The 19,491-nt window shown below is 56.5% G+C and carries 13 protein-coding genes; 3 read left to right on the top strand and 10 right to left on the bottom strand.

Annotation, left to right across the window (positions count from 1 at the left end; all coding sequences use genetic code 11):
* Positions 1–9 precede the first annotated feature (9 nt).
* Positions 10–1,431 (top strand): efflux transporter outer membrane subunit, encoded by a 1,422-nt coding sequence (locus IE099_RS14480; protein ID WP_189571171.1) that lies wholly within the window; start codon positions 10–12, stop codon positions 1,429–1,431.
* A 26-nt stretch (positions 1,432–1,457) separates the two neighbouring features.
* Here IE099_RS14480 and IE099_RS14475 read toward each other — a convergent pair whose 3' ends face one another.
* The 3 genes from IE099_RS14475 to IE099_RS14465 are packed head-to-tail and all read right to left on the bottom strand — an operon-like array spanning position 1,458 to position 5,854.
* Positions 1,458–3,947: a PAS domain S-box protein gene (locus tag IE099_RS14475; protein WP_189571169.1), complete on the bottom strand. Its 2,490-nt coding sequence runs from the start codon at positions 3,945–3,947 to the stop codon at positions 1,458–1,460.
* Positions 3,948–3,949: 2 nt separating this feature from the next.
* Entirely contained in the window at positions 3,950–4,483 is a 534-nt protein-coding gene (locus IE099_RS14470) for a heme NO-binding domain-containing protein (RefSeq protein WP_189571166.1), read from the bottom strand.
* Between the two features lie 9 nt (positions 4,484–4,492).
* Positions 4,493–5,854 (bottom strand): sigma-54-dependent transcriptional regulator, encoded by a 1,362-nt coding sequence (locus IE099_RS14465; RefSeq protein ID WP_189571163.1) that lies wholly within the window; start codon positions 5,852–5,854, stop codon positions 4,493–4,495.
* Between the two features lie 56 nt (positions 5,855–5,910).
* Here IE099_RS14465 and IE099_RS14460 point away from each other — a divergent pair, with 56 nt between their 5' ends.
* Positions 5,911–6,258: an Hpt domain-containing protein gene (locus tag IE099_RS14460; protein WP_189571159.1), complete on the top strand. Its 348-nt coding sequence runs from the start codon at positions 5,911–5,913 to the stop codon at positions 6,256–6,258.
* A gap of 14 nt (positions 6,259–6,272) precedes the next feature.
* Here IE099_RS14460 and IE099_RS14455 read toward each other — a convergent pair whose 3' ends face one another.
* Genes IE099_RS14455 through IE099_RS14440 form a run of 4 tightly spaced genes read right to left on the bottom strand, consistent with a single transcriptional unit; the run spans position 6,273 to position 12,057 of the window.
* A complete protein-coding gene (locus tag IE099_RS14455; RefSeq protein WP_189571157.1) occupies positions 6,273–6,968 on the bottom strand; it encodes a phosphorylase family protein in 696 nt (231 codons plus the stop codon).
* A 4-nt stretch (positions 6,969–6,972) separates the two neighbouring features.
* A complete protein-coding gene (locus IE099_RS14450) occupies positions 6,973–10,455 on the bottom strand; it encodes an REP-associated tyrosine transposase (protein WP_189571154.1) in 3,483 nt (1,160 codons plus the stop codon).
* A gap of 60 nt (positions 10,456–10,515) precedes the next feature.
* Positions 10,516–10,902: a GxxExxY protein gene (locus IE099_RS14445; RefSeq protein ID WP_189571151.1), complete on the bottom strand. Its 387-nt coding sequence runs from the start codon at positions 10,900–10,902 to the stop codon at positions 10,516–10,518.
* Positions 10,903–10,956: 54 nt separating this feature from the next.
* Complete coding sequence (locus IE099_RS14440; protein WP_189571148.1) at positions 10,957–12,057, bottom strand: homocysteine S-methyltransferase family protein; 1,101 nt, start codon at positions 12,055–12,057, stop codon at positions 10,957–10,959.
* 176 nt (positions 12,058–12,233) lie between these two features.
* On the opposite strand from IE099_RS14440, the gene IE099_RS14435 reads away from it, so the two are divergent.
* On the top strand, positions 12,234–13,334 hold the full coding sequence (locus IE099_RS14435; RefSeq protein WP_189571145.1) for a type IV pilus twitching motility protein PilT: 1,101 nt from the start codon (positions 12,234–12,236) through the stop codon (positions 13,332–13,334).
* Here the strand turns inward: IE099_RS14435 and IE099_RS14430 are convergent.
* The 3 genes from IE099_RS14430 to IE099_RS14420 form a co-directional block, all read right to left on the bottom strand.
* Positions 13,331–14,602 carry a nickel-dependent putative hexonate epimerase gene (locus tag IE099_RS14430; RefSeq protein WP_189571142.1) on the bottom strand — a complete coding sequence of 424 codons (1,272 nt, stop codon included), beginning with the start codon at positions 14,600–14,602 and terminating at the stop codon, positions 13,331–13,333. The two genes, IE099_RS14435 and IE099_RS14430, sit on opposite strands and share 4 nt — an antisense overlap.
* 81 nt (positions 14,603–14,683) lie before the next feature.
* Positions 14,684–18,193 carry an ATP-binding protein gene (locus IE099_RS14425; protein WP_189571139.1) on the bottom strand — a complete coding sequence of 1,170 codons (3,510 nt, stop codon included), beginning with the start codon at positions 18,191–18,193 and terminating at the stop codon, positions 14,684–14,686.
* Positions 18,190–19,434 (bottom strand): metallophosphoesterase family protein, encoded by a 1,245-nt coding sequence (locus IE099_RS14420; protein ID WP_189571136.1) that lies wholly within the window; start codon positions 19,432–19,434, stop codon positions 18,190–18,192. Before IE099_RS14420 ends, IE099_RS14425 begins: the two co-directional genes overlap by 4 nt.
* Positions 19,435–19,491 lie beyond the last annotated feature (57 nt).

Genomic DNA, 19,491 nt, shown 5'->3' with positions numbered 1-19,491 from the left:
AATTACGGAATGCGCAGGAGTAGGAGAAGATTTGTCGGAGCGCTTGCCGTTCTTCTGACTTTGCCGGGATGCTTTCAAGCTGGTCCCGACTATCAGGATCCCAAATTGCGTGTTCCCGGCTTCTGGCGTTCCTCCCGCGAGGGGGTGGTGCAAGACGATTATTGGACCGCTGCGATTACCGCGGATCAGTCAGCCAAGCGCACAGGTGCTGAGCTATGGTGGGAGAAATTTGATGACAAGACCTTGAGCCTCCTCATCAGGCATACGAGGAAGCACCATCCGACAGCCTATGCGGCACAAGCTCGCATCCGGGAAGCCCGGGCCCAGCAGAACGTGCTGGCGGCGGCATGGTTTCCTTGGTTTGGCACCAATGATGAAGCCCAGTTCGGGGAGAGCTCTTCAGCCAATTACCTGGCGGCCTTCGAGGCCGGCTGGGAAGCGGACTTGGCCGGCAAAACCAGTCGGGGAGTGGAGGCGGCCACGGCAGAATGGGAGTCGGCGATCGAGTGGCAGCGGGATTCCATGGTGGTGCTGACTGCCGATGTGGCGATGAACTACATTGCCTCGAGGACCTTGGAAGAGCGCCTGTCCAGAGCGACTGAGGCCGCGGCCGAATTTCGCGAGATTCACCGTATCCTGGTGGAAAGGGAAGAGGCTGGCGTGGCCCCTCGCAGCGATGTGATCGAGTCCCAAGCCCAACTGCAAACGCGCGAAGCCCGGCTGCCAAAGCTCCGGCAAGAACTGGAGGTCTCGAAGATTCGCCTCGCCAATAGCTGCGGCATTTATCCGGTAGCACTGGGCGATCTGATGGAAAAGAACCCCGGCATCCCCAAGCCTCCGCACAAAATTCTCCTAAGTGCCCCCGCCAATATGCTGCGCAATCGCCCGGATGTGCGCAGGGAAGAGCGCAAGCTGGCTGCGCAGACCGCGCGCATTGGACTGGCGGAGGCGGAGCTCTATCCCATTCTTTCAGTTTCCGGGGCATTGAGTTGGGAGAGCGAGTCCGCCTCGGATCTTTTCAGTCAGGTGAACCGTCTCTTTGGCTTTGGCCCAAAATTGAAGTGGCGTATTTTCGAAGCGTGCAAGATTCAGCATCGGGTCGACGAAGAGACCGCGCAGATGAATCTTCGCCTCGCGGCCTACCAACAACAGGTTCTCGACGCGGTCAGCGAGATTGAAATCGCGATGACCCGGCTGGAGACTGAGAGCGAATATGCCAATCGCCAGTTGGAAGCTGTCAATGCGCACCGGGAAAGTGTGAAGATGATTCGCGAGTCTTACTTGGCCGGCTTTGTCGATCTTCGGCGACTTCTCAATGCCTTGATCGATTACCACGACACCCGTGATGAAGAAGCCGCGGCCCAAGGACGGCGGTCGGCGTTTGCGGCAGCTCTTTTCAAGTCAATTGGGGGCGGGCAGATGGCGGATTGATGGCGGCGGATTGAGGAATCGAGCCTTTAATAGTGGCCCAATCCCATATCCACGAGACAATCGACGAGGAGCTCGGTACGAATCGGCTTGGAAAGGAAGTGAGTCATTCCTGCTGCCACACAGTTTTCGTGATCCTCGTCCATCGCGTTGGCGGTAACCGCGACGATGGGGATTTCGGAGGTCGTATCGCCAGCTTCGCCTTTGCGAATCCTACGGGTGGCCTCCAGTCCGTCCATCCGGGGCATTCGCACATCCATCAGGACGGCGTCATACCGGCGTTCGGTCGCCAATTGCTCCAGTGCTTCCTGTCCATCGTTCACGAGGTCGTATTTGATCCGGGCTTTGTCTAACATGAGGCCCAGCAAGCGCGCGTTGATCTTTTGGTCTTCGGCCACCAGAAGGCGCACGCCTTGGACAGGGCGAAAGGCCTCGAGAGGATTGCCGCTTTGAAGATTTTGAGACTCCTCGGCAGGAACCCGGAGCGGGAGATTGAAGCTGAAGCGGGAGCCAACCCCCGGAGTGGAACTGGCCTTGATGCTGCCACCCATCTGATTGACCAGCTTTCGGCAAATAGCCAGACCAAGGCCCGCTCCACCGTGGTTCTTGGTGGTGGCCTGGTCCACCTGAAAGAAATTTTCGAAAAGCAGCTCCGCGACTTCGTTGGGGAAACCAGGACCGGTATCGACGATTTCAAAGTGAAGTTTCGTGTGACGGATGGTCAGAATGAGTTCCACTGAACCCACTTCAGTAAACTTTACCGCGTTGCCGACCAGGTTGGAGATGACCTGGCGAACGCGAAGGGCGTCGCCGGTGACCAGGTCGGGCAAGTTGTTAGGAAGATTGGCTTTCAGCTCAATCCCTTTCTCTTTGGCTACTTTGCCTTGTGCGGAGAGGATGTCGTTGATGGTTTGCCGGAGATTGTAGTCGCTGTCACTCAGGACCAAGCCATCGCTTTCAATCTTGGAGAGATCCAAGAGATCGGTGATCAAGCCTAACAGTAGGTCGCCGCTGCGCTGAATCATGGCCACCGAATCCGAAGCATTGGGCGGAAGGTCTTCCGCCGCGAGAAGTTCCGCAAAGCCGATGATGCCATTGAGAGGAGTGCGGATCTCGTGACTCATGGTGGCGAGGAAGAGAGATTTCGATTTGTTTGCTCGCTCGGCTTCCTCCTTGGCCATGCGGATCTCCTCTTCCTTCCTCCGCTTCTCGGTGATGTCCCTCACGATACCTTGCACCAGAGTTTGGTTGCCCAGCTCGAAGCTACTGCAGGAGACTTCGGCAAGAAATTTGGAGCCATTTGCCCGGAGGAAGGGAATTTCGAAGCGATGCTTGCCTTGGTTGCGGACTGTTTTGATCGCGGTGCGAAAGACGGGGAGGGCGTCGGGCGGGTAGAGCTGGCAGAGCTCCATCTTTAAAAACTCTTCCCGTTCGCGGTCGACCAATCTTGCGAGAGTGGAATTCACGTCGAGGATCTGGCCGCTCATGTCGTGCAGGATGATGCCGTCGAGAGATGACTCGAAGACAGCCCTGAACTTGCGCTCTCTTTCGATCGCCGCCACTTGGGCTTCCCGTCGGCTGGAGACGTCACGGATGATTCCGTGGACGTGCGGCTTGCCGTTGATGTGGAATAGGCTGCCGACGATTTCAGCGGGGAAGGTAGACCCGTCGGAGCGCATGAGGTGTGCCTCGTAGCGACAGCGACCGCTTGTTTTCACCTGACGAAAGGCGACGCTGGTAATGTCCTTGGAATCGAGGGTGAAGAGGCGGGGGATCTTCAGCTTTCGCAGGGCCTCCCTAGTATAACCCAGCATGGCAACCGCGCTGTCGCTGGCTTCCGTTACCCGACCCCGCATGTCGTGGATAACAATGCCGTCGACCGAAGCGTGGAAAAGCTCACGGTATTTCTGTTCGCTGGCTTCCCGTTCTTTCCCTGTTCGGTTTTTGAGCTCTTCGACACCAATCGCGTGGGCGATGAGTTCCAGAATCGCCCGGCAGAGCTCATTTGCCTCTGATTCACCGGGAAAGGAAAAGATGATGAAACCGATCTGGAGCTCTCCATCGAGAATGGGGGCCGCCATAAAGGAGTGGCCGTCAAATCGGAGAAAGGAAAAGCCCTCGGTGGAAGGAATTTGAAGAAGGACCTGAGCCAAGCAATTCTCATCAATGGAATCGGGGGTCCCTTCGGGCATCCAGAAAATCTTTTCCGTCACCAACCGGTCCTCGTCGGTGAGCGCATAACATCCGCAGTGGGCTCCGGTGAGTTGACCCGCAGTCTCCAGCAGGCTGTGGATGTTGGATTGATGATTGCCGCGGAGACCGAGGACGACGTCGGCCAGTGCGGTCATTACCGTTTGATAGGTGTCCAAAGCCTTGCGTTGGATGCGCAGTGTTTCCTCCAGAGCCTGATTGGCTTCAAAGAGTTCGAGGCTCTTTTCCTCAAGAAGCCGTTCCGCTTCCAGACGGGCGGTCTTCTCTCGAAGCTGCCGTTTCACCAACCGCTCGGCTTGGCTGCTCATGGTTATTCAGTGAGGTCGATGATGAACTTGGTGCCGTCCTCAAGCGGTTCGCGGGTGATGGTTCCCTTGGCCTTGAAGTATTCCATACTCCCTTCCATCAAGCCGTGGCAGACGTCGTCGAGGTGGCGGCTCGAGCGATAGATCATCTCCAGCTTGTTCGGGCCCAAGCGTTTGGTTTCGAAGCTGGGGAGCTCGGCATCGGGATAGAGTTTCTTCACTTCCACATGGATGTAGCGCTCAACTCCTTCCAAAAATTCGAGCAAAGACAGGGACTGGTCAATGAAGTGAGGGTAGTGGTGGGCGAGGCGCCCGAATAGATGCTTGCCGTAGATATTGAGTAGTTGAGGAACCGGGACGCCTGATTTCTCGGAAAGCGCGATGACGAGGTTAACAATCTCGGTGTGGTTGTAGGTGCCAACGCTGGTGTAAGCCCCGCCGGAAGGGAGCTCGCATGCGTCGATGATGTCGTCCACCATATCTTCATCCCACTGGTCTTCGACCAAGGAGAGAAACTCGGTAAAAATGATGCCTTTCATAAGTTCTGTTTAGCTAATGTCGATATTGTGCCGACTCATCTTGTTATAGATAGTCTTCTCCGCAATGCCAAGTCGGCGGGCTGCTTCAGACTTGTTTCCCTGACATGCTTCCAAGGTCTGGCGAATTGCTTCTGCTTCGATTTGTGACAGGGTCAAGCCCGCCAGCCCTTTGGGGAGATTGCTTTGCTTCTTCTCCTCGTTCTGCTTTCGAAAGGACGGAGGAAGGTCTGTCAGCCGAATCGTCTGGCCCTCGCAAAAGGCGCTCGAACGTTCCAGAATGTTTTCCAGTTGCCGCACATTGCCGGGCCAGCGAAAGTTGGTGAGCGCTTTCATCGCGGCGGATTCCACTTTCAAGGCAGCGCCCCCACGTTGCTTGGAGATGCGTGAAAGACTGCGCTCTACCAAAGGGGGAATATCTGCGGGGCGTTCTCGCAGGGGAGGCAGCTCGAGGGGGATGACACTGAGACGGTAGTAGAGATCTTCCCGGAACTCACCGCTTTCGATTTTTTCCTCAAAGTCGATGTTGGTAGCGGCGATGAGGCGAAAGTCCGAGTCCAACCATTCTTCGCTGCCGACTCGTTGATAGCGGCGGTCTTGCAGTACATTGAGGAGCTTCGGCTGGAGGTCGAGGGGCAGGTCGCCAATCTCATCCAGAAAGAGCGTCCCACCTCGGGCCGACTCGATTTTACCAATTCGGCGTTTGAGAGCACCTGTGAAAGCTCCCTTCTCATGCCCAAAGAGCTCACTCTCTAACAATTCGCGCGGGAGGGCTGGACAGCTCACGGTCACGAAGGGTTTTTCTGAGCGCTTGCTCAGGCCATGGATGTGTCGTGCGAGTGCTCCTTTTCCCGAGCCGCTTTCCCCAGTGAGTAGAATGGTCGAGTCCAAGACCGCCACGCGCTCTGCCCGCCCCAGCATCGCCTTGCTGACTTCAGCTTCCGCCACGAAGCCATCATTCGTGACCGGCGTGGCGATTGACTCCCGGAGAGCGTCGTTCTCGCGGTGAACCTCGCGCAGCCGGGTTGCCATTCTCAGGCATTCAAAGAGTTCGCCTGGATCGAAGGGCTTGGTGAGGTAATCGAAGGCTCCGAGTTTCATCGCCTTGACCGCGTCTTCGGCCTTGTTGGCGGCAGTTAGAACAACGGAAGGGAGGCCGGGATGTTCCTTTCCCAAGGTTTCCAAGAGACCAAATCCTGACATCCCCGGAAGGCGAAGATCGAGAAGGATGACTTTGATCTCATCGTTAATGAAGCCGAGCGCTTCTTCTGCGGATTCAAAGGAGACGGGGCGAAAACCAAAATCCTTCGCCTTCAGCTCCAAGAGGCGGCGGGTGATATCTTCGTCTTCTACGATTATGAGGTCAGCGGACACGTTTTAAACAATGCTTGATTATCTGTAAAAACCAATTAACTCCAGATTAAACGAAAATGGAAGAGAAGTTAACAGTTGATTTCCAGCAAATCGAAATGCTGGGTGGACTCGCGTGTGCCGAAGTGAAGGAGATTCTCGATGACTACCTCGATTCCTTGGATGAAACCCTTGAAGGAATGTCACCCCACTTTGCGTCGGGGGATTCAGGCGCGGTTCGGGAGGAAGCCCACCGCTTGAAGGGAGCTGCCAAGATGTGTGGATTCGTGGCCTTGGGTGAGCAATTTGAGGCGCTGGAGAATGAGGCCGAGGCGGGCCGTTTACCTGAGTTTTCCCCTTGGTCGGTGACTACCAAGGAGTTGGCGCAGGCGACGCGGCGAAAGATGGCTGAGGCCTCGAGCAAATAGGGAACGACGACTAGTTAGTTGTCGAAAAGTCCCCATTCCTGCAGGGTTCTCAAGGTCACAGCAGTCACGCTCTCTGCAGCCTGCGCGAGATTGGCGTTGAACTGCTCGGCGGCGGGATGAGGGAGGTCGAAGATGTCGGTGACGACCTTGAGGCAGGTGAGGGGAATGTCATGTTGGCGGCAGACCCAGGCGAGGGCGGAGCCTTCCATGTCCTTGATTCGGGCCCCGTTCGCGAGGAAGATTTCCAGATCGCGTTCGGTGTGATCGAGGGAATTGCCCGAGGAAAGAATCGCGGTCCGCAGACCAAGCTTTTTGGCCAAGGGGGGAACCACTTCAGGCATCGGATGGGCACCCATCCCGAATTCTTCAAAGCGCGGGAGCGGGATGCGGTGGTCGTGGGAAAAGATGGTGGGCGAGACTAGGAAAGCCTCCGCGATTTGAGCTTCCAATGAGGAGTGCGCGCCACAGGTTCCGGCATTGAAAAGTTGGGTGACTCCGTGATGGACAATGAGGTCATTGGCCACGATCCCCGCAGGCTCGGTTCCGACGCAATCGACTCCGGTCGCGAGGTCTTTGCCAGAGGTTGCAATGAGAATATCCCCGGCCTGATAGTAGGTCCCGATGATGGGTTGCTGGGGCAACAGCTGAGCGTCGAGAGCATCGAGGATGCCCTGCGCCTCTGCTTCCATTGCGATGTAGAGAGCTAGCATGATCTTAATAACCAAGCCATGGACCTAACCAGCGTTCGACGTCTTCCACGCTCATCTCTTTCCGTGTGGCGTAGTCTTCGATTTGGTCTTTCTGGAGTTCGGAAATGACGAAGTAGTGGGATTCCGGATGGCTGAAGAGGAGACCGCAGACGGCTGCGCCGGGGTGCATGGCATTGGACTCGGTTAACTCGACCCCGGTTTCTGCTTCGGCGTTGAGTAGCTTGAAGAGGATGGGCTTTTCGGTGTGGTCGGGCTGGGCCGGATAGCCGGGAGCGGGGCGGATTCCTTGGTAGAGTTCCTTGATGAGCTCGTTGTGATTGAGCTGACCCGGGCGCTCGATTCCCCACGCGATTCGAGCCCGGTGGTGGAGGAGCTCCGCAAAGGCCTCCGCCAGTCGGTCGGCAATCGCTTTCACCATGATGGAGCGGTAAGGATCGTTGTTCTTCTCATACTCATCCGCCAATTCGTGGGCGCCATGAATGCCAACCACAAAGCCTCCCAGATAGTCGCCCGTGTGGTGGACGTCTCGTCCACCAGTTTCGCTTTGGTCGCTGTCGAGACCGTCTCCAATCCAAGGCCAAGCTTCCAGTCCTGCTTTGGTTGGATTGTTTAGGATATAACGGTGGTGATTAAAGAAATCATCCGCATCGCGAATCAGGTGGTCGTAATACTCACTCAACCAAAAGGTGCCTTCGCGTTGCAAAACCTTGTTCGCTTCTTTCGCGGTGAAGCTCTTGAGGCTTTGCACAATCTTCGAAAGCTCGTGTCCCTCTTTGGGTTTTAGGAGAAGGTGGACGTGGTTGGGCATCACGCACCATGCCGCAAGGTCATAGCGGTCCTCGTTGAAATGAAGAATGGCGTCGCTGACGATCTTTCCGATTTCGGGATTACTCAGATAGCATTCACCAAGGGCTTCATCGGCGGTCTTCTCAATCTTAGTTTCGTAGAGTTCCTGCAAATCCTTTTCAGCGCGAAGGCTGATGTCGGAGTCCCGGTTTTCCTTCAGTTCCAACAGACGTTTTTTCTCGGCTTCATACTCTCTCAGAATGGACTGGGGGATGGCATCGTGAAGTCGGAAGGTGACTGCGTAGGTCGCTCCTTCCTGAGTCCAGTGAGGAAGACTATTTGACTTTGTTTTGACGATGTCCGGGGAGTTTGAAGCGGTGCCCGTAGAAAGAAGCTTGTCGCGTTGGGACTGGTCTCGCGGTTCGGGTGGACGAGACGTCCACCCCACGAACGGCTTCGCCTTAGGTTTCACATAATCCGCGAGGGCCAGGTTTGGTTTGTTATCCGACTTCTTGGTTTGTTGGCGGAGGGTGTGGAAGGTGGTGTCGTGGTCGGGGAGGACGATGTCGTCGCCGCTGGCATGGGCCGGGAAAAAGCCGTAGATGCCTTTTGCAGTGAAGCTCTTGTTGGCGATAATCTCCTCTAACAGTTCCTGTGCTTCGTTGTAGAGTTTGGTCGCCTCCTCGGGGGCGCCTTCCTTGCGGGTCTTGAGAGTCTGGGTCTCGCTGTCCCATACCCCACGAAGTTCCCAAGCATGGAAAAAGGGGGTCCAGTCGATGTAGGTCGAAAGTTCGCGCAAGGATTGCTCCTTGATCGTGCGCGAGCCGGTAAACTCCGGCACGGGCGGGGTGTAGCTTTCCCAACCGGATTTTGGGACAAATTTGTTCCGCTGCGCTTCTTCCAAGGAGACCATTTCTTTCTTGGGTCCGCTGATGAAAGCAGCCCGGGCCTTTTCATGCTTGGCATTGTTCTCCGCGATGAACTGATCGCGATGTTCCTTGGAAAGGAGCGAGGTGGTGACCGGCACCGAGCGGGAAGCATCCAGTACGTGAACGAGCGGACCACTGTAGTGCTGGGCGATCTTGATCGCGGTGTGGGCTGCGGAGGTGGTGGCGCCTCCGATGAGAATGGGAACGCCTCTCTCGCCAAAGCCACGCTTCTCGGCCTCCTTGGCGACGGTGATCATTTCGTCGAGGGAAGGGGTGATGAGTCCGGAGAGTCCGATGATATCGGCTTGCTGCTCTTCAAAGGTGTCGAGGATTTTTGCGCAGGGCACCATCACGCCCATATCGACAACTTCGAAGCCGTTGCAGGCGAGTACCACCCCAACAATGTTCTTTCCGATGTCGTGGACATCGCCTTTTACCGTGGCCATGATGACCTTGCCCGCAGAGTTGCGTTTCTCGGCGAGGCGCAGGGCCTCCTCGTGGGTCAGTTCGGGCTTTTCTTCCTGAATCAAGCGGACTTGCTCAATGAGGCCGGCTTCTTTTTCGGCCTCCATGAAGGGCTCGAGATAAGCCACCGATTTCTTCATTACCCGGGCCGACTTGACCACTTGGGGAAGGAACATTTTACCCGCGCCAAAGAGATCACCCACGATGGACATTCCGTCCATGAGGGGGCCTTCGATGACGGTGAGAGGCTTTTGGTATTTCGCGAGAGCTTCCTCGGTGTCCTCAGTGACAAACTTGTCGATGCCTTTTAGGAGAGCATACTCGAGACGCTTCTCGACGGTGTCCTCCCGCCAGGAAAGGTCCTCTTCCATCTTCTTGCCTCCCTTGCCTTTGAACTCTTCCGCCAGGTCTAACAGGCGTTCGGTGGCATCGGGGTCACGGTTGAGTAGGACGTCCTCGACCGCTTTCAAGAGGTGGGGTGGGATCTCGTCGTAGACCTCTAACATTCCCGCGTTCACGATGCCCATATCCATTCCAGCTTGGGTGGCATGATAGAGAAACGCGGAGTGCATGGCCTCCCGCACGGGGTTGTTGCCCCGAAAGGAGAAAGAGATGTTAGAGACCCCGCCGGAGACCTTGGCGTAGGGCAGGTTTTCCTTAATCCACTTGGTGGCGTTGATGAAATCGAGGGCGTAGTTGTTGTGCTCCTCGATGCCGGTGGCGACTGTTAGAATGTTGGGGTCGAAGATGATGTCTTCGGGTGGAAAGCCCACTTCGTCGACGAGAATATCGTAAGCTCGCTTGCAGATGCGGATTTTCTCCTCGTAGGTGGCGGCCTGCCCGTTCTCGTCGAAAGCCATCACCACGGTAGCGGCGCCGTAGCGCATGATGTGGCGGGCATGCTTCTTGAAAACCTCTTCGCCTTCCTTCAGCGAAATCGAATTCACGATGCCCTTGCCCTGCAAATGCTTGAGGCCTTCCTCGATGATTTCCCATTTGGAGGAATCGACCATGATGGGAGCCTTTGCGATATCGGGTTCGGATTGCAGCAGGTCGAGAAAGCGAGCCATCATCGCCACGCCATCAATGAGACCGTCATCGAAACAAATGTCGATCACGTTGGCGCCGTTCTCTACCTGCTGCCGGGCGACCTCAAGGGCGGCTTCGAGATCGTTGTTTTGAACGAGCTTCCGGAAGCGGGGAGAACCCGCGACGTTCGTGCGCTCCCCGATCATGAGGAAGTTTTTGTCGGGGGTGTGGTTGTAGGTGTCGGAACCGGAGAGGCGGAGGAGGCGAGGGAGGGTCATAAGGAAATTCGGTATTTTGACGCAGAGCCGCAGAGGTCGCGGAGTGAGCGCAGAGATTTTTTAGCTAGTGTGTTTTGAGTTGATGACTCGAGTGACTCCATCTTTGAGCAGAGAGGTATTGAAGTTAATCAGTAGTCCAAGAGGTTTGCCTGTGAGAGTGAGATAGGTGAGAAGCTGGGCTTTGTGAATGGGCAAAGTCTTCTCAATGGCTTTGAGCTCTATGATTAAGGTGTCAGCCACTAAAATGTCGATGCGATAGGCGTTCTCGATGGCCAGTCCTTTATATGTAATCGGAAGCAAAACCTCGCAGCGACAAGGGATGGAGCGCAGATGAAGTTCATGGAGCAAAGCCTTTTGGTAACTTGCCTCGAGCAGGCCTGGTCCTAAAATCTTGTGAACTTCCATCGCCGCTCCAATGACAGCGTGTGACAATTCATTGAGTTCCATACTGATTCTCTGCGTCTACTTTGCGACCTCTGCGGCTCTGCGTCGAAAAACGAGTTAGCGTTCTAAAGCCGGAATAGCCCGAGGCGCGTGCCCTTTGACCGCTTGGGCGATGGCGGCGATGTGCTCGGGGGTGTTTCCGCAGCATCCTCCCGCGAGGTTGAGCAATCCCGCTTCGGCAAATTCAGTCATGAACTCGGCCATGTGAGGAGGCTCCAGGTCAAAGCCGGTGGGGGCGAGGGGATTCGGAAGGCCTGCGTTGGGATAGCAGCTCAGATGAGAGGTGACGCATTTGTCGAGGTCTTGTAAAAAGGGCTTCATGAGGTCGGGACCGAGCGAGCAGTTGAGTCCCACTGCCAGTGGTTTGACGTGGGCCACCGCGTTCCAAAGGGCCTCTCCCTTTTGCGCGGAAATCATGGTTTCGCCTCCTCGTCCCACCGCTGCGGAGATGATGATGGGAAGCTTTTGGCCGACTTCATCGAGAACCTCTTGGCAAGCAACGAGCGCGGCTTTGGCGTTGAGCGAGTCGAAAATCGTTTCGACCATCAGGATGTCGACGCCACCTTCAATCAAGGCGCGGATTTGATGCGCGTAATCGTCTTTGACCTGATCAAAAGTCACGGTACGGAAACCCGAGTCGTCGGCATCGGGACTGTTGGAGAGAGAGACTGTTAGAGGTCCAATGGCTCCTGCGACGTATCGCTTGATTCCGGTTTCTTCGCCAATCCGATCGGCTTCCTTGCGGGCCAGAATCGCGCCTTCCACATTGAGGTCGGTGGCCAGTTGGCGGAGGAAAGGGTCGTTGAGGACCTTGTCGTGAAAAAACTCGGGGTCCTTCCGGCCCGTGCCTTTTTCGCGAGGGTCCTCTACGAAAAACTCGGACTGCGAAATGGTTGTCGCGGAGAAAGTATTGGTCTCTACGATGTCGCTGCCAGCGGTGTAAAAACGCTTGTGGATGTCGCCAATAACGTCGGGTTGGGTCAGGGTGAGAATATCCCCGTTGTTGAGGAGATCTTTCTCGTTATCGGCAAAGCGAGAGCCGCGTGCCTGTTCTTCCGTCAGGCCGTAGCCTCGAATGGTCGTTCCCATGGCGCCATCGAGGACGAGAATGCGTTCGGACAGGGCTTTTTCGAGTTCTGGAGTAGGGTCGGGCTGCATGAGGCTTGGCCAGAACTTTAGACCCCCCAATTCCAGCGTCAAGACTACGCATCAACATATCATGATTTGTTGGTAGTTTGATTGAGGCTGCTCGCAAATTTCGTTGAAATCACAAATCTATCAGGCGTTGGCTTTGCTTCTTTTCGCCGGGTGAACGCTAGGCTAGGACTAGGATTGTGAATCAATCATTGGAAACGTTGGAAGACTATTTGTCAGCGGTGGTTTCGAAAAACGGCACCGACCTCCATCTGTCACCCAAGTCACCACCGGGCTATCGTATCGGCGGAAAACTGCGCCCCATTGCCGAAGGGCTGCTGAGCTCGAAGGAGATTGAGGAGATTGCCTGGTCGGTGCTCGATGCGCGACAGCGGGAGAAACTGGAGCGGGATTGGGAGTTGGATTTCGTACTCGATTCCGATCAAGGCCGGTTTCGTGGAAACGCGCACTATGCCTGCAATGGTCTGGAGTTGGCGGTGCGGGTTTTACCGCAGGAAATTCCAACCATGGAGGCGTTGGGACATCGACCGGAAGCTGTCAATCTTTGTCAGGTTCGTCAGGGGTTGATTCTCGTAACAGGAATAGCCGGAGCCGGAAAGACCACCACGCTCGCTTCCATGGTTAGAACAATTTCAAAAATTCGATCTGGAGTTATCGTAACGATTGAGGACCCGGTGGAATACATCATCGGCCACGCTGCGGCCTTGGTGAAGCAGCGGGAAATTGGAACCAGCACCAAGAGCTATGCTACCGCGTTGAAGCACGCCCTGCGTCAGGACCCTGACGTGCTCGTGGTGTCCGAGTTGCGGGATCGTGAGTCTGCGGCCATAGCGCTGACTGCGGCGGAAACTGGTCACCTCGTGATTGCGACGCTTCATACCCTGGACGCTCCGGGAACTATTGACCGCCTGATCGACCTCTTTCCCGGTAACGAGCAACCACAAATTCGTTTGCAGATCGCCACCGTGCTGCAGGGCGTTCTTTGCCAGCATCTAATCCCGCGCAAGGATCACTTTGGTGAACGGGTATTGGCGAGCGAGCTTTTGCGGATGACGACTCCGGTTCGCAGCGCCATTCGGGACAAGAAGCTTTTCAGGCTGAATGATGCGATGCAGTTGGGCACCAAGAAAGGAATGTTTTCCCTCGACCAGTCTCTGCGCGACCTCCTCGCGAAAGACCTCATTCATTATGACGATGCCCTCGCGATTTGTCACGACCCCGAGTATCTCGCCATCTTCAAGCCAGTGGAAAAGAGCGCGACTGAAGCCAAGGCGCTCTAGCCCAGACGGGACTTCGCGGCCCAGAGGCCGAGAGCGGGGTTGGGGATGTAGTAGAAGCGGTTGCCATCACGGTCGGTGTTCCATCCTTCCTTCAGGCTGTTGGGGTCGTAGTAGGCGAGAGCTTCGGTGAGGTCGCGATACTCATAGCCGACGCCTTCCACCTCTTCTCGGGTCAAATGGCCGGGGCAGTAGGTGACTTTGAAGCGGCCCTCGGAAGAACCGTGAATCAGGTGAGCCGCAGCCGAAAGGTTGGCTGCGAGGTCCTCGTTTTTTTCCACAAATTCCATCACCTCGGGTGAGGTGCGGTAGCCATACTTTCGGATGAGGCGGTCGATTTCGGGGTCTTCGCCGAATTCCTTGACCGCAGGAGCCAAGACGGTGAGTTCGCCGCCGGTTGCGATGGCCATGCGGGTCCGGTAAATGGATTTGTTCCCGAGCCAGGTGGAGTGAAATTCGGTGGGGTCGAGGTAGCAGACGATGCGTTCGGGCTCTTCGTCCAGTTGCGTAAAATTGACCTGCACCGCCAGTTCGGCAGCGGCTTCGAAAGGCTCCGAGCCTTCTCCGATGAAGATTCCTCGCGTCGCCAGGCTGCCATCGGGGCGGGGCCCAACAACGGTCTGGATATAAATGGTGGGGAGTTTTCCGCAAAAGAGTTCCTCGGCTTTATTGAGAATACGGCGCAGGGGGGTGTCGGCCTTGCCCATCATGCGCTCCATTCCGTAGGCTGCTCCAATGAAATGGGACTCGTTGATTCCGGTCACTCCGCCGGTGCCGACGAAAAGGTTCTTGTTGCCGTTGGCCATCCCGATGACCTCGTGAGGCACGACCTGTCCGACCGACAGAATCAAGTCGTGGCCACCCTCCCAGACCAGCTTATTGAGTTGGGCGGGCCACTCCTTGGTCCAGATGCCGTCGGTGACCTCACTGACGTAATCGGCAGGGACTTCGCCGATGGTGACCACATCATCGCGCCAGCGGTGGGGCCGGACTAGATCGTGGGGAAGCCCCGGAAACATCTCGTCGAGCTGATGGGCGGGCATGGGGACGTGGGTGCCGAGGGCGGGAAGCACGTCCTTCAAGTTTTCGCCATAGTAGCGATAGATCTCGCTGGTCAAAAGGCCGGCCCGAGAGTGGAAGCGGGTGAAGTCGGGAGGAATGGCGAGGACGTTCTTGCGAGGGCCCAGTTGGTCGAGGGCACTCCGCAAAGCAGCGCGCAAATCGTCGTCGGTGAGGTCGGTCGTCGGGGAGCCTTGTGAGAAGAGAAGCATGCCCGATTCTCAAGCTTCTGGGCCCTCGAACCAAGATAATTCCGAGCCAGTGCTGGAATCGCTGATGGAAATTTTCCCCGCTCAGTTCTTGGAAACCAGGCCACTCAATTCGTGAACATGCATCGCGGGGAGTGTCCGGGTGGCCACTTCGCGCAAGTGTCCGTGATGGGAGAAAATGAGGATCTGGGTCTTGCGCGAAAGGGGCTCGATGGCCCGCAGAAGGGCGGCGGTGCGATCGTCGTCGAAGGTCATCAGGACGTCGTCGAGGATGAGTGGCATGGCGGGGTGCTTTTCCAGGTGGTGCTCGATGGCGGCGAGCCGAAGAGCGAGGAAGAGCTGGTCACGCGTTCCTTCGGAAAGAGCGTTGGTGGGAATTTCGTCAGCGGGAAGTGTGGGGCTATCGGTCGGGCGGAGAGCCACGAGATGCACCGAGCCATCGTCCTGTTGCCGCGCGGCCACTCCAGAATAATTCTCGTTGGTGAGAATTTGGAAATAGCGGGAAGTAAGGCTGACGAGGGGGCCTTGTGACTGTTCTTTGAACGCTTCCACTTGTGCTTTCAGAAAGTCGATGGCGTGATGCAGGCGGATGAAGCGCTCACTGTCGGTGACGATTTCGGCTAAGGCATTCTGGGCATCCTGACGGGCCTCGGCGGCGGCGCTGCTGGCGGATTCGAGCTGGGCTTTGCGTTGCTCGTGTTTGCGCAGAGCTTCGAAGGATTGGTCGCGATTAGTTTGGAGGACTTGCAGGGTCTCCTCAATATTCGTGCGTTCTTCCTCCAGCTCATCGGGGTTTTCGGCCAAGCACTTTGCGACAAAGTCGTTCAAGCTGGACCCGCTGCCCAGACGAAGAAGCTGGCTTTCCAGTTCCTCGATTTTACTCAGGTATCTGGCTCGGTCGGAATGAAGACGGAGGGCGTCGTCGAGTTCGCTGATGTTAGGTGTCTTGGATTGTTCGGATAGTTTCTTGAGTTCGGATTCCGCCAAGATGCTTTGAGTTTCGATTTCGGAAATCTTTTCCGCAATCGTTCGTTTAGCGGATTCGAGGGTCTTGCGCTGGGCCTGATGTTCGCGGCATTCGGAGAGGAGATTCCAGAGCGTCAGCTCTTGCTTGACGGGGTCGGTTTCTTCGCGGTCTAGAAGATGGCGGGTGAAGCACTGATTGAGACGAGTGGCGAAAGAGGCCCCTTGTTCGCGATAAAGTGTGATTTGCTTCTTCTTGGCATCGAGGCCTTCGGAATCGGCCTTCAGTTTGGCGAGACTGCGGAGGCTGGCGATGGCTTCGCGGGGACTGGTGGTGGTTTCGATTCCGTGGGCGCTGATGAGTTCTTCCCAGCGTTGGCGGGAGCTCTCATTGGCGGTTGCGGCTTCTGTATTTCGCTCGGTGAGGTCTTCTTCCTGTTGGGAAAGTTTTTCCAGGTCGCGAGTGAGGGTCTTGGCCGCTCCCTGCGATTGTTCGGCGGTTGTTTTGAGCTCTTGTAGCTCGATGGCGAGGGTGGCGAGATTGGTGTCGGTCTTGCCGAGGGCGGCGCTGATTTCTTTGCCAAGGGCATGGCCAGATTCTTCAATCCGCGCGACTTCGCTACGAGCTTGGGCGAGGCGTTCGTCATTTTCCTTCCACTCTGTCAGCTTGCTCAACCAGGGATTGAGTTCGTCGGGTTGAAAGGTCAGAAGGCTCTGGAAGCTGGTGAGTTCTTCCCACTCGCTCTGCCATTCGGCTTCCTTGTCCTGACAGTTCTTCAAGCTGTCCGCATGTTGAGTGAGATGGAGTCTCTTGCGCTGAAGCTCCGACTCCTTCTGGGCGGCCTGAGCCATGTCGTCCGCATTCTTGATGAGCCGATCAGCCAAGTGGTCCGCTTTCTCGATTTGCAGTTGAAAGCTATCGGCTTGTTCGGGGGGGAGGGCGGCGCCCGAGAGAGACTTTTCCTTGAGGAGGGACCATGCTTGGTCGCGTTCGGCGCGCGCTTGGGCGAGGCTTTCGGGAGTCACCACTTCGCCGTCGCCTTGCAGCAGTTGTCTGACCTCCAGTTCCAAGAACTCGATTTCGCGAGCGACCTCGTCATGTCTGTTTTGAGCGAGTTCGCGCTCGCTGAGTCGCTTTTGATAAAGGTCAACCAGACGGGTGACTTGTTCGCGGGATGGGGGTTGAAGGTCGCGGATCGTCTCCGCGTCGGAAATGGAAAGTTGCTTGGCGAGTGCGGATGCCCGGCGTTCGAGAGTTTCGAGTTCACCTCGTAGATCCTCGGCCTTTTCCTCGCGACCTTGATGTTTGATCGCCTGTGCGAGAAGCGCGGCTAGGGAGGGTGAAAACTCGGATTGAGCCAGCTTCGCCAGTTCGCCTTTTTTCTGGTTCAGTTCGCGAACGGTGGTGGCGAGATCGTCTTGGCTTTTCTTGAGTTCAGAACGACTCGCTTCGAGGGCTTCGCGAGAGTCTTCCAAGGCGGCCAGTTGACTGTCGGAAAGGGTGCCGAAGTTGACGACAGTGTCGAGTGACTCGAGGCCTTGCCGCTGTGCTTCGTTGTTCAACAGGCTTTCTTCTTGCTCGCACTCTTGAGTGAGAGTCTCGAGCGTCTGCTGTTGATTTCGAAAGTGGTTCAGCTCGCCATGGAGCGCTTCAATTTCTGCCGCGTCCTCTAACAATTCGTGGTTGTTAGGCAGGTTTTCGAGCCCCTTGGTGGTGTCGATGAGGCTTTGCTGCAGGGGAGCAAGACTGGCGGTCGCGCGCGAGTGTTCCTGCTGCCACTTTCGCACGCGTTCCGGAAAATCTGGTGGCAGGGACGGGAGCGAGATGCCCGCGAGCGCCTCCTGCAAGCTCTCGCGTTCGCGTATGAGTGGTAGGGCATTGAGGACGGCATCGAGAAAGCGCGCCCGGCTGTGGGCTTCCTTGAGCTTGGTGGCGTGGCTTTCGTATTCTGCCTGCGCGGCGGCGAGTTCCTTCTCCAAATCTCGCCAAGCCTTGGCGGTGACGGTGTGATCCTTTTCCGTCTTCACGCATTCATTATAGCGTTTGATGGCTTCCGGGATTCGCACGTTTTTGTGAGAGCGGCCCTTGGAAAGGCTATCCGCTTCCAGTTGAAGTTTCTCGATGGCTTTGTCGATGCGATTGCCTCCCAGATTGGCGGAGAACAGCAAGTTGCCGATCTCGCCTTCGCCGGAAAGGAGCTGCTCCGCCCCCGAGCGCAGCTGTCCGGTATCGAGACCGAACATGTGCCGGAAAAAGGACTCGCTGACCGTTCCAGTGAAGCGGGTGAAGTCGCTTTCGGAAACGACTTGGGAGTCTGCATCGACGAGGGTGTTTTTGTTTCCTTTTTTTCGAAAAACGGTCAGCGCCTCGTCACCCTTGCGCAGGGTGGCTCCGATGCGGAGCTGGTTGTTTGGGTGCAGAAAGTTGTCAGTGCTGCGCGAGGGGATTCCGTAGAGAAAATGATGGAGCGAACGAAGCAAAGAGCTTTTGCCTGCCTCATTGGGACCGTGAATGAGATGGATGTCCGTCTCTCCGGCAGGGAGGTCGAGGCGGAAATCGGTGAAAGGGCCGAAGGAAGGAATCTGGACGGAGTCGAAGCGCATGGAGTTTCTAACAGATGGTGGTTTCACTCGGCAGTGGCGATGGCGTGAAGAACAATCGCGGCGATATCATCGCGGAGGTCTTGAGCAGTGTTTTCATCGGGCTCAAACTGCGGGGCCAATTCGTTGCGGGCGGGCACGGGAATCTTTCCCTGCAAGTCGCTCACCGCAGTAGGAAGCTCTCCGGGATTGAAGTGGGTTAGGGAATCCAGCACCAAGGCGGTCAGCTCATCCTGCTGGGCCAATTGCGTGGGGTCGATGCGGGTGGAAGTTTTCACTTTGACCTGCTCCAGCCAGACCAAGTCGGGACCCAGGTCGAGGGCGAGCGACTGGCATTCGGCCTGCCAGCGAGCGTGATCGGCATGAAGGATTTCGTGAAGGCTGGTGTGGCCGGTGAGAATGAGGCGAGTGCAGAGAAGGCGTCCTTCCGACGAGGCGATGGCTTGCTCGAGGGCCTGCCGAATCGCGAGAGTGAGTCCGGCTTCGTCGGTGAGGGACGAGCATTCAATTTGCAGCTGTTCCCAACGCACGCAGTCGAGGGCGTGAAACTGACAGTGGCTCACTTCTAGTTGCTCATCAACGGTCACCAGGTAGCAGCCCTTGGCACCCGTCTCCTTGACATGGCGGCCCTGGGTGTTGCCGGGGTAGATGATGTGAGGGTGTTCGTGGTGAACCTGTCGCTGGTGAATGTGGCCGAGTGCCCAATACTGATAGCCGTGGGCGACGAGTTGGGGGACGGTGCTGGGTGCATAGTTGCCGTGACCTTCGGCATCACCCAAGTTGGTGTGGAGGAGACCAATATTGAATCGCTCTTTGGCCGGAGCGGGGTAGCCGGCCGCGAGATTGTCGGTCACGGACGGAGTCGCGAAACTTTGACCATGGAGGGTGACGGGGAGGGTTGGGTGAGAGATCGAACTCGCCTTGCGGCTGCTGAAGTGATGCACGTTCTCCGGCAGAGTGAGACTCTTGGTCAGTTGCGATTCGGCATCATGGTTTCCGGAGATCAGATAGACCAGAATTCCCGCATCCCTGAGGCGTCGCATCTCCTTGACGAAAAAGAGGCCGGTGCTGAAGTCCTTCCAACTGCCATCATAAAGATCGCCCGCGATGATCACGAGGGCAACTTCTTTATCAATCGCCAAGTCCACCAAACGACTGAGGGCTTCCCGCGTGGCTTGTTTGATGGCTTCGACCGGTGCGTCTTCATGCTTGGAAAGGCCCGTGAGAGGGCTGTCGAGATGAAGGTCGGCCGCGTGGAGGAAGGTGAACATGGTGAGGGGGGGATAGTGAAAAGCGTGACCGATAGGCCACGCTTTGCAAGTGATTGA

The sequence above is a fragment of the Roseibacillus persicicus genome, from assembly GCF_014651675.1.
Taxonomy (GTDB): domain Bacteria; phylum Verrucomicrobiota; class Verrucomicrobiia; order Verrucomicrobiales; family Akkermansiaceae; genus Roseibacillus; species Roseibacillus persicicus.
This window is presented reverse-complemented; position numbering and strand designations above follow the sequence as displayed.

What these genes read in the sequence shown, in the direction of transcription:
- IE099_RS14480 (WP_189571171.1), top strand. Translation starts at nt 10, where the DNA reads ATGCGCAGGAGTAGGAGAAGATTTGTCGGAGCGCTTGCCGTTCTTCTG.
- IE099_RS14475 (WP_189571169.1), bottom strand. Translation starts at nt 3,947, where the DNA reads ATGAGCAGCCAAGCCGAGCGGTTGGTGAAACGGCAGCTTCGAGAGAAG.
- IE099_RS14470 (WP_189571166.1), bottom strand. Translation starts at nt 4,483, where the DNA reads ATGAAAGGCATCATTTTTACCGAGTTTCTCTCCTTGGTCGAAGACCAG.
- IE099_RS14460 (WP_189571159.1), top strand. Translation starts at nt 5,911, where the DNA reads ATGGAAGAGAAGTTAACAGTTGATTTCCAGCAAATCGAAATGCTGGGT.
- IE099_RS14455 (WP_189571157.1), bottom strand. Translation starts at nt 6,968, where the DNA reads ATGCTAGCTCTCTACATCGCAATGGAAGCAGAGGCGCAGGGCATCCTC.
- IE099_RS14450 (WP_189571154.1), bottom strand. Translation starts at nt 10,455, where the DNA reads ATGACCCTCCCTCGCCTCCTCCGCCTCTCCGGTTCCGACACCTACAAC.
- IE099_RS14445 (WP_189571151.1), bottom strand. Translation starts at nt 10,902, where the DNA reads ATGGAACTCAATGAATTGTCACACGCTGTCATTGGAGCGGCGATGGAA.
- IE099_RS14440 (WP_189571148.1), bottom strand. Translation starts at nt 12,057, where the DNA reads ATGCAGCCCGACCCTACTCCAGAACTCGAAAAAGCCCTGTCCGAACGC.
- IE099_RS14430 (WP_189571142.1), bottom strand. Translation starts at nt 14,602, where the DNA reads ATGCTTCTCTTCTCACAAGGCTCCCCGACGACCGACCTCACCGACGAC.
- IE099_RS14420 (WP_189571136.1), bottom strand. Translation starts at nt 19,434, where the DNA reads ATGTTCACCTTCCTCCACGCGGCCGACCTTCATCTCGACAGCCCTCTC.